Origin of the sequence: Caballeronia humi (genome assembly GCF_001544475.1) — a bacterium.
Taxonomy (GTDB): domain Bacteria; phylum Pseudomonadota; class Gammaproteobacteria; order Burkholderiales; family Burkholderiaceae; genus Caballeronia; species Caballeronia humi.
Genome location: NZ_FCNW02000030.1, coordinates 38799 through 55381 on the forward strand (window position 1 = coordinate 38799; position 16583 = coordinate 55381).

16 protein-coding genes and 1 pseudogene are annotated in these 16583 nt (G+C 61.2%); 9 read left to right on the forward strand and 8 right to left on the reverse strand.

The window, feature by feature from the left end; all coding sequences use genetic code 11:
* Window positions 1-163: 163 nt before the first annotated feature.
* Entirely contained in the window at window positions 164-349 is a 186-nt protein-coding gene (locus AWB65_RS22995) for a CsbD family protein (RefSeq protein ID WP_087658426.1), read from the forward strand.
* Between the two features lie 159 nt (window positions 350-508).
* Here AWB65_RS22995 and AWB65_RS23000 read toward each other — a convergent pair whose 3' ends face one another.
* Window positions 509-1126, reverse strand: a complete 618-nt coding sequence (locus tag AWB65_RS23000; protein ID WP_374729758.1) for a helix-turn-helix domain-containing protein — start codon at window positions 1124-1126, stop codon at window positions 509-511.
* 163 nt (window positions 1127-1289) lie between these two features.
* Between AWB65_RS23000 and AWB65_RS23005 the strand changes: the two genes are divergently transcribed.
* Complete coding sequence (locus tag AWB65_RS23005) at window positions 1290-2489, forward strand: glycine C-acetyltransferase (protein WP_087669335.1); 1200 nt, start codon at window positions 1290-1292, stop codon at window positions 2487-2489.
* A gap of 108 nt (window positions 2490-2597) precedes the next feature.
* On the forward strand, window positions 2598-3629 hold the full coding sequence (gene tdh / locus AWB65_RS23010; RefSeq protein ID WP_087669336.1) for an L-threonine 3-dehydrogenase: 1032 nt from the start codon (window positions 2598-2600) through the stop codon (window positions 3627-3629).
* A gap of 32 nt (window positions 3630-3661) precedes the next feature.
* On the opposite strand, the gene AWB65_RS23015 is transcribed toward tdh, so the two are convergent.
* Window positions 3662-4321, reverse strand: coding sequence for a YceI family protein (locus tag AWB65_RS23015; protein WP_087669337.1), 660 nt, complete (start codon window positions 4319-4321; stop codon window positions 3662-3664).
* 161 nt (window positions 4322-4482) lie between these two features.
* Between AWB65_RS23015 and AWB65_RS23020 the strand changes: the two genes are divergently transcribed.
* The 4 genes from AWB65_RS23020 to AWB65_RS23035 all read left to right on the forward strand — a co-directional run bounded on the left by AWB65_RS23020 (window position 4483) and on the right by AWB65_RS23035 (window position 7520).
* Window positions 4483-5004: a hypothetical protein gene (locus AWB65_RS23020; protein ID WP_125474176.1), complete on the forward strand. Its 522-nt coding sequence runs from the start codon at window positions 4483-4485 to the stop codon at window positions 5002-5004.
* 258 nt (window positions 5005-5262) lie between these two features.
* Window positions 5263-6012, forward strand: coding sequence for an SDR family NAD(P)-dependent oxidoreductase (locus AWB65_RS23025; protein WP_087669338.1), 750 nt, complete (start codon window positions 5263-5265; stop codon window positions 6010-6012).
* 69 nt (window positions 6013-6081) lie between these two features.
* On the forward strand, window positions 6082-6987 hold the full coding sequence (locus AWB65_RS23030; protein WP_087669339.1) for a LysR family transcriptional regulator: 906 nt from the start codon (window positions 6082-6084) through the stop codon (window positions 6985-6987).
* A 215-nt stretch (window positions 6988-7202) separates the two neighbouring features.
* A complete protein-coding gene (locus AWB65_RS23035; RefSeq protein WP_087669340.1) occupies window positions 7203-7520 on the forward strand; it encodes a YciI family protein in 318 nt (105 codons plus the stop codon).
* Window positions 7521-7594: 74 nt separating this feature from the next.
* Here the strand turns inward: AWB65_RS23035 and AWB65_RS23040 are convergent, their stop codons facing one another.
* From AWB65_RS23040 to leuC, 3 genes and pseudogenes are all read right to left on the reverse strand, one after another.
* Window positions 7595-8917: a 2-hydroxycarboxylate transporter family protein gene (locus AWB65_RS23040; protein ID WP_087669341.1), complete on the reverse strand. Its 1323-nt coding sequence runs from the start codon at window positions 8915-8917 to the stop codon at window positions 7595-7597.
* Between the two features lie 71 nt (window positions 8918-8988).
* Window positions 8989-9627: a 3-isopropylmalate dehydratase small subunit gene (gene leuD / locus AWB65_RS23045; RefSeq protein ID WP_087669342.1), complete on the reverse strand. Its 639-nt coding sequence runs from the start codon at window positions 9625-9627 to the stop codon at window positions 8989-8991.
* Window positions 9620-11031 (reverse strand): annotated as a pseudogene (gene leuC / locus AWB65_RS23050) (3-isopropylmalate dehydratase large subunit). The gene leuD and the pseudogene leuC overlap by 8 nt, the downstream one beginning before the upstream one ends.
* Window positions 11032-11147: 116 nt before the next feature.
* Between leuC and AWB65_RS23055 the strand changes: the two are divergent.
* The gene (locus tag AWB65_RS23055) at window positions 11148-12050 is read left to right on the forward strand and encodes a LysR family transcriptional regulator (RefSeq protein ID WP_087669343.1); all 903 of its coding nucleotides are present in this window, start codon (window positions 11148-11150) and stop codon (window positions 12048-12050) included.
* Here the strand turns inward: AWB65_RS23055 and AWB65_RS23060 are convergent.
* On the reverse strand, window positions 12001-13041 hold the full coding sequence (locus AWB65_RS23060; RefSeq protein WP_087669344.1) for a LysR family transcriptional regulator: 1041 nt from the start codon (window positions 13039-13041) through the stop codon (window positions 12001-12003). The two genes, AWB65_RS23055 and AWB65_RS23060, sit on opposite strands and share 50 nt — an antisense overlap.
* Before the next feature lie 82 nt (window positions 13042-13123).
* On the opposite strand from AWB65_RS23060, the gene AWB65_RS23065 reads away from it, so the two are divergent.
* Window positions 13124-14290, forward strand: coding sequence for a mandelate racemase/muconate lactonizing enzyme family protein (locus AWB65_RS23065; RefSeq protein ID WP_087669345.1), 1167 nt, complete (start codon window positions 13124-13126; stop codon window positions 14288-14290).
* Window positions 14291-14312: 22 nt separating this feature from the next.
* Here AWB65_RS23065 and AWB65_RS23070 read toward each other — a convergent pair whose 3' ends face one another.
* Entirely contained in the window at window positions 14313-15368 is a 1056-nt protein-coding gene (locus tag AWB65_RS23070) for a zinc-binding metallopeptidase family protein (protein WP_087669346.1), read from the reverse strand.
* Between the two features lie 13 nt (window positions 15369-15381).
* Entirely contained in the window at window positions 15382-16188 is an 807-nt protein-coding gene (locus tag AWB65_RS23075) for a transglutaminase-like domain-containing protein (protein WP_087669347.1), read from the reverse strand.
* Window positions 16189-16583 lie beyond the last annotated feature (395 nt).

The window sequence follows — 16583 nt, forward strand, 5'->3', positions numbered from 1 at the left end:
TATCAGACGCGCACGGCTACGCGGGAGCGGCGTTAAGGCGCATCGTAGAGTCATGCTTGGGGACCTCCCTGGCGAGGCGCGCAAAGCAACACACGCAATGCCATCGCGAAGAGCGACGCACTGTGAGCGCGCCAAAACCCGATGCACTTCAAGGAGATCGACGATGAACAAGGATCAGACGGATGGCGTTTTGAAGCAGGCGAAGGGCAAGGTCAACGAAGTGGTCGGCAAGGTGACCAATGACCCGGCGCAGGAAGCCAAGGGCGATTTGCAGCAGGCGGCCGGCAAGGTTCAGAAAGGCGTCGGCGATGCGCGTGAAGACCTGAAGGACAGCGTGAAGAAGCCGTAAATGGTGGTTGCCGCATGATGCGGCCTGAAAGATCAGCGAGGCACGCTTCCAGCGTGCCTCGCTTTGTTTTGTCCTTGCGCGGCGCGTGCCGCCGGGCTCAAAACTTTATGCGCATCAAGTTTTCGCTGCTACAGGCAGTGATCGGCCGCTCATGCGTTATCAGCCGTGGATCACCACGAGCAGCGCCTTTGCCTCCGACCTCCCGACATTGCGAATCGCATGCGGTTCGTCAGCTGCGTAGCGCGCAGTTTCCGCAGATTTGATGCGCCTCGTCAAGCCCGAAGCGTCCAGTTCGACCGTTCCACTGAGCACCGTCAGGTGCTCTCGCGTGCCCGGTTCGTGCGCATTCGAGACCAACGCCCCGCCCGGCTGGAGCGTCAATTCGTACCATTCGAATTTTCCCGCCAACTCAATCGGCCCCCAGACACGCAGTTGATACGCGCCATCGTCTCCGCTGAGCGTCGGGATTTCGTGCGGCCCGACTACCCGAATCGATTCCGTCTGCTTTTGCTGCGCGAACAACTGATCGAGGCTGATGCCGAGCGCATTCGTCAGTCGCCAGGCGACGGCGATGGTCGGATTTGCCTTGTCGCGTTCTATTTCCGACAACATCGACTTGGATACGCCCGCCGCGCGCGATAAATCGTCGAGCGTCAACTTGCGTTCGTTGCGCAGTCGCTGAATCTGCTCGCCGACGCGCGGCGGCGCCGCCACCGCCGGCGGCGCGAGCGCGCCAGCCTTCTCTCTCGTGCCCGAACTTGCCATCGATGCTTCTATCCTTTACAGTATTTCGGTATATTGGAAATGAGTTCGAAATATCGAATATGTCCAATGAGACGGATCGACTATAACAGGGCTTGGGGCTGCGTAATCGACATGCAGCGGAAATGCAGCCGACGCGCAGCCAACAAACCGCAACCGAACATAAGAAGAGTCCACGATGAGAGAGCGTTATCTGTCCCATGTGCGGGCGACGATCGACGAGATCCGCGCCGCTGGCTTCTACAAGACCGAACGGGTGATCGCGAGTCCGCAATCGTCGGACATTCGGCTCGCCGACGGCAACGAGGTCCTGAACTTCTGCGCGAACAATTACCTGGGCCTCGCCGACGACCGGCGTCTGATCGATGCGGCGAAAGCCGGTCTCGATGAAGACGGTTTCGGCATGGCATCGGTGCGCTTCATTTGCGGAACGCAAAGCGTCCACAAAACGCTCGAAAAAGCGCTTGCCGATTTCCTGCAAACCGACGACTCCATCCTGTACTCGAGCTGTTTCGACGCGAACGGTGGCTTGTTCGAAACCTTGCTGGGCGAAGAAGACGCGATTATTAGCGATGAGCTGAACCACGCGAGCATCATCGACGGCGTGCGGCTTTCCAAGGCGAAGCGCCTGCGCTACAAGAACAACGACCTCGCCGATCTCGAAGCGAAATTGAAGGAAGCCGACGCCGCCGGCGCGCGCTTCAAGCTGATCGCGACCGACGGCGTATTTTCGATGGACGGCATCATCGCCGACCTCGCCGGCATCTGCGATCTTGCGGATCGCTACGGCGCGCTCGTGATGGTCGACGATTCGCACGCGGTCGGCTTCATCGGCGCGAACGGGCGTGGCACGCCTGAGCACTGCGGCGTGCTCGACCGCGTCGACATTATCACCGGCACGCTGGGCAAGGCGCTCGGCGGCGCATCGGGCGGCTATGTCGCGGCGCGCAAGGAAGTCATCGAATTGCTGCGGCAGCGTAGCCGGCCGTATCTTTTCTCTAACACGCTTGCGCCAAGCATCGCGGCGGCAACGCTAAAAGTGCTCGAATTGCTATCGAGCGACGAAGGCAACACGCTTCGCCAGCGCGTTCACGAAAACGGACGACGCTTTCGCGCGGCGATGAGCGCGCTCGGCTTCACGCTCGTCCCAGGCGATCACCCGATCATCCCCGTCATGCTCGGTGACGCCCAGCTTGCATCGAAGATGGCCGATGCATTGCTCGACGAAGGCGTCTACGTAATCGGCTTCTCCTTCCCTGTCGTGCCCAAGGGCCGCGCGCGCATCCGCACGCAGATGAGCGCGGCGCATACGCCCGAACAGGTGGATCGCGCGATCGATGCGTTCGCGCGCGTCGGGCGCAAACTCGGCGTGATCTAAGGCGGCGATCCGACCGCCCCCAAAAAACTTGATGCGCATAAAGTTTCGCCTCCCGGCCCCGCGCATCGCTATCGAAAACCACGCGCCGACTGCGCTGAAGGATCATCAATGAAAGCATTAGCAAAACTCGAACGCGCGCCGGGCCTCACCATGACGCGCGTGAAACGGCCCGAAGTTGGGCACAACGACGTCCTGATCCGCATTCGAAAGACGGCGATCTGCGGCACCGACATCCACATCTGGAAATGGGACGAGTGGGCGCAGAAAACCATCCCCGTGCCGATGCATGTCGGCCACGAATACGTCGGCGAAATCGTGGAAATGGGGCAGGAAGTACGCGGTTTTTCGATCGGTGATCGCGTGTCGGGCGAAGGGCACATCACGTGCGGCTTCTGCCGCAACTGTCGCGCCGGGCGTCGTCATTTGTGTCGCAATACGGTCGGTGTCGGCGTGAATCGCGAGGGCGCGTTCGCCGAATATCTCGTGATTCCCGCGTTCAACGCGTTCAAAATTCCAGCGGACATTTCCGACGATCTCGCCGCGATCTTCGATCCCTTCGGAAACGCGACGCATACGGCGCTTTCGTTCAACCTCGTCGGCGAGGACGTGCTGATTACGGGCGCCGGCCCCATCGGTGTGATGGCGGTGGCGATCGCGCGGCATGTCGGCGCGCGCAACGTCGTTGTTACCGATGTCAACGATTACAGGCTCGAACTCGCGCGCAAGATGGGCGCGACGCGCGCGGTGAATGTCGCGAACGAGAATTTGCGCGACGTGATGAGCGAACTCGGCATGACAGAAGGATTCGATGTCGGGATGGAAATGTCCGGCGTGCCGAGCGCGTTCACGGCGCTGCTCGAATCGATGAATCACGGCGGCAAGGTCGCGCTGCTCGGTATTCCGCCGGCGCATACCGCGATCGACTGGAATCAGGTGATCTTCAAGGGGCTCGAGATCAAGGGAATCTACGGCCGCGAGATGTTCGAGACCTGGTACAAGATGGTCGCGATGCTGCAGAGCGGCCTGGATCTATCGCCGATTTTGACGCACACCTTCCCGGTCGACGATTTCGAGCGTGCGTTCGCGACAATGCTTTCGGGGAACAGCGGCAAAGTCGTGCTCGACTGGACGGCGGCCTGAGTGACGGGCGGCGGAGACCGCCCGAAATATTCCTATTGCCCCTCCGCCCCCTCCACCGCCCGAACAAACTCCGCCTGAATTGCGACATGCACCTCATCGCCAACAGCCGGATACCACTTCGATAACCCGAACTGCGCGCGGCTAAAATGCCCATCGGCGGAAAATCCCAGCGTCTCCTGCTTCGTCAGCGGATTGGCCGCATGGCCATTGAACGTCACGTTCAGCGTCACCGGCCGCGTCGTTCCATGAATCGTCAAGTCACCGGTCAGCGTGCCCTTGTCATCGCCAGTTCGCACGAAGCGCGTGCTCACGAAGCGAATCGTCGGATAGCGTTCCGCGTCGAACATATCGGGACCTTTGACCAAACGGTCAAGCAGCGGCACATGCGTATTGACGCTGGCCGCATCGATCGTCGCTGACACCGTGCTTTGCTCCATCCCGCCGCTGTTCCAGTCGAGTTCGGCCGAGACTTTGTCGAAGCGGATCACGAATCGCGAATAGTGGAAATGATCGACGTCGAAACTCACGTTCCAGTGATATGGGTCGAGTTGATAGCGCCCGGCCGGGACACTCGTCTCGTTCGCGGATACCCGGTGCGTCACCACCTGCAAGGGCGTGCAGCCCACGACAGCAAGCAGCGCCGCGCCCGATAACCAGACGCGCGCGTGATGCAGAAAATTTCGACGGCTCATCGTGTTTCACTCGAATGACGATTGAAGGACAGTCGCGACGTCACGTTGCGACCGGGTCACGCTCCACACGATACACGCGCCTTCGGGTAGAGTTCCGCTCCATCTTGTCTCGAAAAAAGCGTTGCTGCAGGCATGCCGCGACCGAAAACGGCGGAAAACATATGCGTTCATGGCTCACCCGATCTCGCGCACCACGCGCCAGGGCGATATTGCTCGCGGCGTGCGCGACGCTCGCCTTCGCATCGAATGCGAACGCAGGCGACTGGTGCGGCAATGGTCTGTGGGTCGATGCAATGATCGGCTCGCATCACATCAATCCGGACAAGGATTTCCAGGAGTTCAATCCGGGCATCGGCGTGGAGTGCTGGATCGCGCCGGAATGGGCGCTGACCGCGGGTTACTTTCGCAATTCGCTGTCGAAGCCGTCGCTGTACGGCGGCGGCGTCTGGGCGCCGGAATTCGCGCACTGGGGCTTCATCCGGATCGCCGCGATGGGCGGGCTCATTTCGGGATATCCGTACGGCGGCTGGGGGTTCGGACACGATCACACGATCGGGCCGGTCATCGCGCCGCTCGTCATGCTGGAATATCGGCGGGTCGGAGCGAACGTGATTTTGATCCCGCCGATCCCGTCGGCCGATCTGCCGTTCACGATCGGTTTTCAATTGAAAGTGCGGTTTTGAGGGACACGCCGTGCCCATGCACAAGCGGCACATGAGAGGTTGATTGACGCTCGCTCGACGACGGCATCGCGACGCCCCACCTTAAGCGTACCGTGCTCCCGCACAAAGCAGCCTCCGAAAGTGGCATACCTGCTATGCCATAGCGCCCGCTGTTCAGCGCTTCTTGCTGCCCCCATCCTTCTCCCCCTGGCTCGCCGACGCTCTCAACCGAAAGCGATGTCGCGGCGGACACCCTTCAAGTTCAAACGGAGAAACAGCATGGGTAAGCTCAAAGGCAAGGTCGCGTTAATCACCGGCGGCAGCAGTGGCATCGGACTGGCGACTGCCGCGAGGTTCGTCGCGGAAGGTGCGCATGTCTTCATCACGGGACGCCGTCAGGCTGAACTCGACAAAGCGGTTGCCGTCATCGGCTCGAATGTCACGCCGGTTCAGGGCGACATTTCCCGTCTGGAGGATCTCGACCGGCTCTATGAGACGGTAAAGCGCGAGAAAGGCGGGCTGGATATCGTTGTCGCGAGTGCGGGCTACGTCGAGGTGCTGCCCACGGAATCGGTGACGCCGGAGCACTTCGACACCACCTTCGGCATCAACGCACGCGGCACTTTCTTCACGGTGCAAAAGGCATTGCCGCTGCTGCGCGACGGCGGCTCGATCGTGCTGGTATCGTCCGGCATGCATATCAAGGGTTTTCCGGCGTATGGCGTCTATGCGGCCACGAAGGCAGCCATCCGCTCCTTCACCCGAACGTGGGCGGCGGAATTCAAAGACCGCGGCATTCGCGTGAATACGCTGAGTCCGGGACTGATCGAGACGCCGATCATCGACGGCCAGTTCAGTTCGAAGGAAGAAGCGGACGGTGCACGGGCGATGTTCAAACAGATCACGCCGCTCGGCCGAATCGGCCGCGCCGATGAGATGGCCGCCGCCGCATTGTTCCTCGCCTCGAATGAGAGCAGCTACAGCACAGGGATCGACCTGGTCGCGGACGGGGGGATTACACAGCTATAGACTGGGCGCAGCAGCGCGCACGTCTGCTCGACGCTCTACTTCGCCGCATGCCCCAAAGGAGCGTTAGCGATGGACCGAATCGACGTCATGCGGCTTTTCATCCGGGTTGCCGACACCGGCAATTTTTCGAAGGCGGCGCGTGCGGCAGGCATCAGCCAGCCGACGGCCAGCAAAACGGTCGCCAGCCTCGAAGCACGGCTCGGCGCGCAACTGCTGCGCCGCAGCTCGCGCGGCCTCACGCTCACCGATGCTGGCCAGAGCTTCTACGAAGGCGCCGTCGAGATTGTCGAGAAAGTGGACAACGTCGAGTCCCGCGTTGGAAGGGGGGAAGCGTCACCGTCAGGCGTGGTGCGCGTTGCCCTCTCGCCGGCTTTCGGTCGCATGCAGATCATTCCGCACATGACGCAATTCCTTGCGCAGTATCCCGAGGTCCGTGTGGAGTTCATCGTCGCGCAGCGCTACATCAATCTGATCGAGGAAGGGGTCGATGTGGCCATACGCATCGGTCCACTCACCGACTCCACGCTGATCGCGCGTCGCATCGGCAGCACTCAATACGCCACGGTAGCGTCACCGATGTATCTGGAGCGTGCGGGCATGCCCCACGCGCTGGATGATCTCGCCGACCACGACTGCATCGCCCTCATGTCGCGCGACGCGCCACGGACATGGCCGTTCCTCGGGCCCGAAGGTCCGGTTGAGCACGTGCCGCAGGGACCCGTGCGCAGCAACGACGCCGAATATGTCCGCGCCGCGGTGATCGCGGGGTTGGGGATCGGGCATAACGCAGGCTGGCTGTATTCACGCGACATCGACGAAGGCCGGCTCGTGCCGATCCTGGAGGAGTTCAGGCCCGCGACATTCCCCATCAATGCCGTCTGGCCGGGAAGTCGCCGGTTGCCGGGCAAGACGCGCGTGTTCATCGAATTCCTGGCGGCGCTGTTTGCCGCCGATCCTCTGCTTGCCATCCGCTAGCGAGCGTAGCTATTCGATGACGGCATACGTCCTATGCGGCCGCGCTGTCTACCGGACGAGGCGATCGGAGTCTATCTTTGTCTTCAAGGCGCCGGGGAATAAACCTCCGGCGCACAGGCACCGAGCGGGGCCGACGCTTTCTCTGCCCCTGCGCACACTTTCTAAAGACACTGAAGTGTGAGCCGCCTTTTTAATCGTCTTTGAAGGAGTTGAAAATGGTTGATCAAAATGGACCTACCTATTTCGTCGTGTTCCACAGCCCCGGTCCCAAGTGGGTCACCGATAAACCCTACAACGAGCAACCGGGTTTCTACGACCACGTCAAATACATCGATGACTGGTTCGAGAAGGGCGCGATTGTATTGAGCGGCCCGTTCATGGAGCCATCCGGTGGCATGGCAGCCGGCGGCATGGCGATCTTCAAGAGCACGGATTTGAAGGCGGCTACCGAACTCGGAACGGAGGATCCGACGGTCAAGTCCGGGTTGCTCAATGTGACTGTGAAGCCGTGGTGGGTACCGTTCCACCACTAGGCACGGGAAGGTGCATGCTGCGTTCCGGCATCGAAGGATGCGCAGCATGCCGATGCTTCTACGTGGCGCGCCCGTCAGTGAAACCACTTCATCATCAGCGTAGCGAAAACGATCATCCCCGCGCCTCCGATCCGCGTCGAAATCTGGGCAAACGGCATCAGCCCCATTCGGTTCGACGACGACAGGATCGCGACATCGCCCGTGCCGCCCAGGCCGCTATGGCAAGCCGTGATGATCGCCGACTCGACCGGATACATCTTCAGCCACATGCCCACGAAGAAGCCCGAAATGATCATCGCGATCACGGTCGATGCGCAGATCACGAAGTAAGCCGGCGAAAACGCGCCGACCAGCTTGTCCCACGAAACGAACAGCGTGCCCAGTCCGACGAGAATCGCAAACGTCAGGTTCGTCGACATGAACTTGTACATCTGGTACGCGCCGATTTCCATCGATTCGGGAATCGCGTGAGCAAGCTTCAGCAACGCGGCTGCGACGATCATGAGCACCGGGCCAGGGATGCCAGTGACCGGTGCAAGCAGCGCACCGAGGATAAACAGCGTGCAGGCGAGCAGCAGTCCAAAACCCATCAGCCGCAAGTCGAGCGCGGACTCGGCCTTTTGCGCCTTGAGCAACTCCTGATCCTCGCCGGTGCGCACGAGGACGCCTTCGCCGCTAAAGATGGGATGCTTTTCGCCGAATCGCTTGAGAATGCCGCTCGCCAGAATCGCGATGACGTTGCCGATCAGCGCAGCCGGAACCATCATCGCGATCAGGTGACCCTGCGCCGTGCCCGTGATCTCCGCATAGCCGATGGAGAGCGGCAAAATGCCTTCGCCGATGCCGCCGCCGAGGATCGGAATGACGATGTAAAAAAACACATGCTTCGGGTCGTAGCCGAACAACAATCCCACAAGAATGCCCGCCGCGATCGCCGTCACCGTGCCCACCAGAAGGGGAACGAACATCTTGAGAAAGCCCTGGATCAGGATCTTCCGGTTCATCCCGAGAATGCTGCCCGCGACGAGACACGCGATGTACAGATACTGAAGGTTCGCGGTCTTCATCGTCGTGGTGATGGCCTTGAGCGTCGTGTCGTCCATCAGCTTGTAGCCGAGCAGGGCAGAGGGCACGAAGAGGCAAAGAATCGCGGGGCCGCCGATATGCCTGAAGAGCGGAATCCGCTTGCCGACTTCACCCAGCAGCAGTCCGGACAACATCAGCACGGCAAAGCCGCCGATCATGTCGTTGGGGAGCTTTTTCGTGACGATGGCGAGGACGGTGATGACAGCCACCGCGATGAACATCGGAACGGGCATTCCGCCGATCGTCAGTGTTGACCATGTCGCTCGCCGGCCGAGCGCCGGCACGCTCGCGTGCGTCGAGGTATTTTCCATTTCACGTCTCCTGACAGGAATTGATTTACTGCTCTGCGGTGGCCCAACCAGTCTTCGCTGGTGTTACGTTCTCAGGCTGCGCGCTGTTGATTCGGAAGGTCGATCTTCATCCACGGGTGATCCGCGTAATGACGGGCTTCGAATGCGTCGATCGCTTTGGCATCGCTCAGCGTCATGCCGATCATGTCCAGGCCTTCTACGAACATGTGCTTTTGCCGCGCGGGCAGATCGAACGGGAATTCGGAGCCGTCAGCGGTAATGACGCGCTGGCGCTGGACGTCGATCGTCAATTGGCTTTTCGCGGGGTCGCTGACGAGTTCCATCAACTTCGCCATCGCCGACGGATCGAGCATCACGAGCAGCAGGCGATTGTTAAGCGCGTTGAAATAAAAGATCTCGCCGAAGCTGGGCGCGATCACTGCTTCGAAACCGGCTTGCTGCAAGCCCCAGACAGCGTGTTCGCGACTGGAGCCGCAGCCGAAGTTCGCGCCGGTGACGAGAATCCGGGCGTCGCGATATTCAGCCTTGTTGAGCACGAACTCTTCTTTCGGGGCGCCGGAGGCGTCAGTGCGAAGGTCGTACAGGACGCCGCGCGCCAAACCCGACTTGTCGATGCCGAAGAGGAACTGCTTCGGCATGATCTGGTCGGTGTCGAGGTTGTTGAGGGGCAGGGGTGCGGCGATCCCGGCTACCGTTTCGTGCTTAGACATGATTGAACCCCTTGCGTACGTCGACGATGCGTCCGGCGAGCGCGGCGGCTGCGGCCATCGCCGGGCTCATGAGATGGGTGCGTGCGCCGCGACCCTGGCGGCCTTCGAATTTCGGTTGGTCGTCGAGGCGCAGCGCTGGCCGGGTTCGAGGATGTCGTCGTTCATCGCGAGACACATCGAGCAGCCGGGCTGGCGCCACTCGAATCCCGCTTCAATCAGCGTGTTCGCGATGCCTTCGCGTTCCGCCTGCTCGCGGACCATGCCCGAACCGGGGACGACCATCGCGCGCACCGACGGCGCGACCTTGTGCCCGCGCACGACATCGGCGACGGCCCGCAAGTCTTCGATGCGCGCGTTCGTGCACGAGCCGATGAAGACGTGATCGATGGCGAGACCATCGATCACCTGGCCCGCGTCGAGTCCCATGTAGGTCAACGCCTTCGACGCGTTGTGGCGTTCGAGCGGGTCCGCCGACAGTTCAGGGATGTGATCGGCTATCGATATCGCCTGATCCGGGCTCGTGCCCCACGTCACGAAGGGCGCGACGACGTTCGCGTCGAAGCGGTGCGTGACGTCGAACGTGGCGTCGTCGTCGGACTTGAGCTGCTTCCATTGCTCGGCGGCCGCGGCGATATCGTGCGGCGACAAGTCCTTGATCCGATCGGTCACGTAGTTGACCGTGGTGTCGTCCGGCGCGATCAGTGCGCCGCGCGCGCCGGCTTCGACGGTCATGTTGCACAACGTCATGCGCGCTTCCGCCGACAACGCCGCGATCGCCGCCCCACTGTATTCGACCGCGAATCCACGCGCGCCTTGCGCGCCGATCTTCGAGATGATGTAGAGCACGAGATCCTTCGATGTCGTGGCTTCCGGAAGCCTTCCGTCGACGTGAATGCGCATGTCTCGCGCCACGCGGTAGACGAGCGTCTGCGTAGCCAGCACATGTTCGACTTCCGATGTGCCGATGCCGAAACCCAGCGCGCCCAACGCGCCATAGGTCGTCGTGTGGCTGTCGCCGCACAGCACCACCATGCCGGGGCGAATCAGCCCGATTTCCGGCGCGACGACGTGTTCGATCCCTTGCTCGCGGTCCTTCACATCGAACAGGTGGATGCCGTGCTTCCGGCAATTGCGCGTGAAGTTGCTGGCTTGATGCGCGGCCGCATCGATCATGATCGTGCGCTTGTCGACCGCGACCGGATGCGTCGGAATCACGTGATCGACGATGCCCATCTGCTTCTCCGGGCAGCGCACGGGCAGGTTCTTCTCGGCAAGCCCCGCGAACGCCTGCGGGCTCGTGTATTCGTTCATGATGTGCAGGTCGGCATACAGCGCGACGTGCTGCTCATCGACTCGAAAAACCGTGTGGCTTGCCACGATCTTTTGGTAAAGCGTCTGTCCCATGTCTCTCTCCAAACTCGTTTGAACGATCGCTTCCCGACCGTTGAAGCGAGTTTAATTCGGAAGCATGGGTGATAAAATGCAGACTCTCTTAACCTACTCTTCAGTTTAATTTAACAATGGACCCGATCGCCGACCTGGAGTTTTTTGCGCGACTGGTGACGCAGGGCAGCCTTTCGGCGTTGGCGCGGGACCTGGGCGTCACGCCGCCCGCGATCAGCGCACGGTTGAGCCAACTGGAGCGGCGGCTCGGCGTGAAGCTGTTGAACCGCACGACGCGCCGGCTCGCCATGACGCAGGAAGGCGAGCTTTATCTCGGGACGGGTTCGAAGCTGCTTGAACAGGTGCAGGAACTGGAGCGCATGGTGTCCAGCAGCCGCGAATTGCCGCGCGGGTTGTTAAAGGTGAACGCAACGTTTGGCTTCGGTCGTCGTCATATCGTCCCGGCGCTTTCGGAATTTCGGCGGCAGTATCCGGATGTGGAGGTGCAACTGGATCTGACCGACCGCCCGGTGAATCTGGCCGAGTTCGCGTTCGATGTCGGCATCCGCTTTGGCGATCTGCCGGATCAGCGCGTCGTGGGAAGAAAGCTCACGACGAACCGGCGCTTCGTGTGCGCATCGCCGGGGTATCTGGAGCAGCACGGCATACCGAACGTCCCCGACGATTTGCGAACCCACCGATGCATCGTGCTGCGAGAAAACGATACCGCCTACGGCACGTGGCATTTCACCAAGGGCAAGCGGCACGAGCTTGTGAAAGTGCAGGGGACGATGAGCAGCAACGACGGCGAAGCGACGCTGCGCTGGGCGCTCGACGGGCACGGCGTACTCGTGCGTTCGGAGTGGGACGCGCAATCCTTCATCGATGCGGGAACGCTCACGCGCGTGCTTCCCGATTGGTCGCTTCCCGCGGCCGACATCTACGCCATTTACCCGGAGCGGCTGAATCTGTCGGCGAAGGTGCGCATTTTCATCGAGTTTCTGGATCAGTATCTGAAGCGGCTTGCCCCAAGTGCGTGACCTTCCGGCCAGTTCTTTTTCTCCGCTCAGGAACATGCTCGTTCACGTCGACTGGGACAAAAGGTGCCTGAAGGTGATCGACCAGAAAATCAATGAAGGCTCGCGCCCGAGCTGTTTGATTGCGCTGCCGCGGATAGTAGACAAAGAGGTCGGCTGAAGGGATCACCGTGTTCGGCAGCACGAGTTTGAGCCGTCCGCTCTGGAGATACTTCGCGAGATCCCACTCCGAGCGAATCAGAATCCCGTGCCCATCGAGCGCCCATCGCAGGACGATGTCGCCATCGTTGCTCGATAGCGCGCCTTTCACCTTCAGCGCTTCGATGTGGTCGTTCACGATGTAGCGCCACACGCCGTACGCATCATCGTTCTGCCGATGAATGATGCAACGATGATGCAGTAAATTCTCGACGCGCTCGGGCGTGCCGAACCGTTCGAGATACTTCGGCGAAGCGCAAAGAAACCGGCGATTGCTCATGATGCGCCGCGCGCTGAGGCGGCTGTCCGGCAGTTCGCCGAATCGTATCGCCATGTCGAATGCGCCTTCCACCAGATCGACGGGCCGATCCGTGACCTCGAACTGAATCTCGACGTGCGGGAAGCGCTTCGCGAACTCCGACACGAGCGGCGCGATCGTCGTCCGGCCGAAGCCGAGCGTCGCGTTCACACGCAACAGACCCTGCGGATCGCTCCGCGCGCCGGAGATCGCTTCCTCCATCTCGCGCACTTGCCCGACGATCTGCGTCGCGTAACGCAGGTACGTTTCGCCCTCGGGCGTCAGGCTGACGCTGCGCGTCGTCCGGTTGACGAGCCGCGCGTCAAGCCGTTTCTCGATGATGCCGAGCCGCTTCGTCGCTGCCGGCGGTGTCAGATCGAGCGCGCGCGCAGCTCCAGACATGCTCTTCAGCTTCGCGAGCAAGATGAAGAATTCGAAGTCGGTTGCCGAGTCGTTATTCACTTTGAGTGAAGAATGAAATGAAAACAAGTGAATCATAGCGCCACTTTTCACGCATAACCTAGCGACTCCTACAGCCCGACACCGATACCGACCAGCGGGCATCACTCTGGAGACAGCCATGAGAATCGTTGAAATCCGCGAAAAGACCGTTCCGATCAGCTCCCCGATCCGCAATGCCTATATCGACTTCAGCAAGATGACGCTGAGTCTCGTCGCGGTCGTCACTGACGTGATCCGCGACGGCAAGCCGGTGATCGGCTACGGCTTCAATTCGAACGGCCGCTACGGGCAGGGCAAGCTGATGCGCGAGCGCTTCATTCCGCGTCTGCTCGAAGCCGATCCCGCCTCCCTCGTCAACGATGCCGGCGACAACCTCGACCCGCACAAGATCTGGGCGACGATGTTCACGAATGAAAAGCCCGGCGGTCACGGCGAGCGTTCCGTCGCGATCGGCACGATCGACATGGCCGTGTGGGATGCCGTCGCGAAGATCGAAGGCAAGCCGCTGTTTCAACTGCTTGCGGACCGCTACGGCAATGGCACGCCGGACCGCAAAATCTTCGTGTACGCCGCCGGCGGTTACTACTATCCGGGCCAGGATCACGGCAAGCTGAAGGACGAGATGCGCAGCTACATCGACCGGGGCTATACGGTCGTGAAGAAGAAAATCGGCGGCGCCTCACTCGATGAAGATCTGCGCCGCATCGATTCGATTCTGAGCGTGCTCGGCGATGGCCAGAAGCTCGCGGTCGATGCCAACGGCCGCTTCGATCTCGACACCGCGATTCAATACGCGAAGGCGCTCTCGCAATACGACCTGTTCTGGTACGAGGAACCGGGCGACCCGCTCGACTACGAACTGCAGGCGACGCTGCGCAACTACTACGACAAGCCGATGGCAACCGGAGAAGACCTCTTTTCGATGCAGGACGCGCGCAACCTGATCCGCTACGGCGGCATGCGCGCCGATCGCGACTGGCTGCAATTCGACTGCGCGCTGAGCTACGGCCTCGTCGAATATCTGCGCACGCTCGACATGCTGCATGAGCACGGCTGGTCGGCGAAACGCTGCATTCCGCACGGCGGGCATCAGATGTCGCTAAACATCGCGGCTGGTTTGGGCCTTGGCGGCAATGAATCGTATCCGGACCTGTTCCAGCCCTACGGCGGCTTCCCCGACGGCGTGAAGGTCGATGGCGGCTACATCACCATGCCGGACCTGCCCGGCATCGGCTTCGAAGGCAAAGCCGATCTCTTCGCCGAGATGCAAAAGCTTTCCGCATAAGCCTTCAAAAAGAGCGCCGACCCTACCGCGACACTTTCGCCTCGATCACCCGATGCACGAACCTCAGCTTCTTCACCGCAGCAGGAGCGAGCGCGAACGGATACGGGTCCGGCATCCCGAGACTTCGATTCAGGCTGTTCATCGCATAGGTGAGCGGAAACCACTGCTTCATCAGGCTATCGAAGCTCGGCGGACCCGCGAGCGCCTGTGCCGCAAACTTCGGGTCTCGGGGATTCGCGGGCGTCATGCCGATCCCGCACGCCTGCGCGGTATCGATCGTATCGACGATATGCAGGTAGTGCGCCCACGTTTCCGCCCAGTCCTCCCACGGGTGCATCGTCGCGTAGGCGCTCACGTGCGTGGCGCCCCAGTCCGCCGGCGCGCCCATCCGATAGTGACGCTCCAGGGCCTCGCTGTAACTGACGCGCTCATCGCCGAACAGCGCGCGGAAGCTCCTGAGATGCGGCGTTCCGGCGACGAGCCGATCAAAGTAATAGTGTCCGATCTCGTGCCTGAAGTGCCCGAGCAACGTCCGATACGGCTCGCCCATCGCGACCCGCACGCGCTCGCGACGGACATCGTTCGCCTCCGCGATATTCATCGTGATCAGGCCGTTGTCGTGGCCAGTCAGCACCTTGTTGCCGCGACGGTTCTCCAGAAACTCGAACTGCAACCCGGCGTTCGGGTCCTCTTCCCGCGTATCGACGCGCAATCCCAACGCCGCGAGCGTGTAGAGCAGCCGCCGCTTCGCCGCCTCCATCCTGAACCAGTAATAACGCCTTCGACGCGCCTTGAGGTTAGGAATCACCGCCGTCAGACGACAAGAATGGCAAAGCGGATCGGCTGAACTGGCTGGCACCATCCAGTTGCATATCTTCTCGACGGCGTAGTTACGACACGGTTTGTAGCGGACGTCGCTCGCGCCAGGCTTCATTTCCCACGATCCGTCCTTCGCCTTCTCGAATGCGCTCATGTCCGACGTTTCCGGAATGAACCCGAGCGCGATGCCGCAGCGTTCGCATCGAACGTTCTCGAAGAAAATCAAATGCCCGCAGCTCGTGCAGTGAAACGTCTTCATGGCGGACGCCGCATCAGACAGGCTCGCAGATCACGGCGAATCCGGACAGCGCCGCCGGTCCGAAGGTCATGCTGATGGGAACGTCGGTTGCATCGCGGCCGCGCGCCATCAAGACGCGGCCGGTGCGCGGTGCGTTGTTGCGCGGATCGAAGGTCTGCCACGTGCCGCCGAGGTACGCCTCGAACCACGCGCAAAAGTCCTGCGATGCATACGGTGGCGGCAGATTGACATCGCTGATGTAGCCGGTGCAATAGCGCGCGGGAATATTCATCGCGCGGCACAGCGCGACGGCCAGATGAGCGTAATCCCGGCACACGCCGATCGCTTCCTGGTGCGCCCCGTAAGCGGTTCGCGTGGGGCGCGCCGTCTTGTAGTCGAACTTGATGTGCGAGTGCGCGTAGTCGCAGATCGCTTGCACGCGCGGGCGTCCCGAAGGCAAGCCGCCGAACATTTGCCACGCCACGTCGGAGAGCAAGTCCGTTTCGCAGTAGCGGCTGCCCAGCAGGAACTGAAGGCAATCGGAGGGGAGCTCTTCGACGGCGTGCTGGCGGTCGTCGGCGGGGTAGGTTTCGTGCGTATCGGGCACTTCGAGCACGCCCTCAGCCGACACCGACAACGATCCGTACGACGGGGTCACGATGCGTGTGCACAGGTTGCCGAACCCGTCGTAATACTGAGTGAGCGGCACGGGCGGATCGAAGACGATGCGATCGGGAACGATCACGCTGTCCACCATCGACGGATGCGTGTTCAGCATGAGGACCGCAGGCGTCGCGTGCGGACATGTGTAGGTCAATTCGAAGCCAACGCGGAGTTTCATTTGACCTGCGCCTTACTTGGATAATCGATAAATTTCGCCTCGCAGGTCTTTGCGCGAGGCGGCGGTTCTACGGGTAAGTGGTGCGCGGAGGGAGGCTCACAATGGCGCCTGTCGGCATGCTAATGCCGCAACCGTTGTTCCCGGTGGGATCGTGCTCGCCCAAAAAAGCGCAACGGACACGCTTCCAGCACGACTGTAAAGCAAAATAAGAGCCAACTGCCTACAGGCAGTGCTGCGTGGGCGAAAAGCACTTTGGCGCGAGCCGTTTTGTCGGCGGTTGATTCCCTACCAGTCAAAGTTGCGCGTTGGTGGTCAGGGCGCCCGCAATCGCTGAGCAGGTATCCTTTCCGCATGCCGATGTCGTCGGCGTCGAAGAACTCAAAATCACAATACGG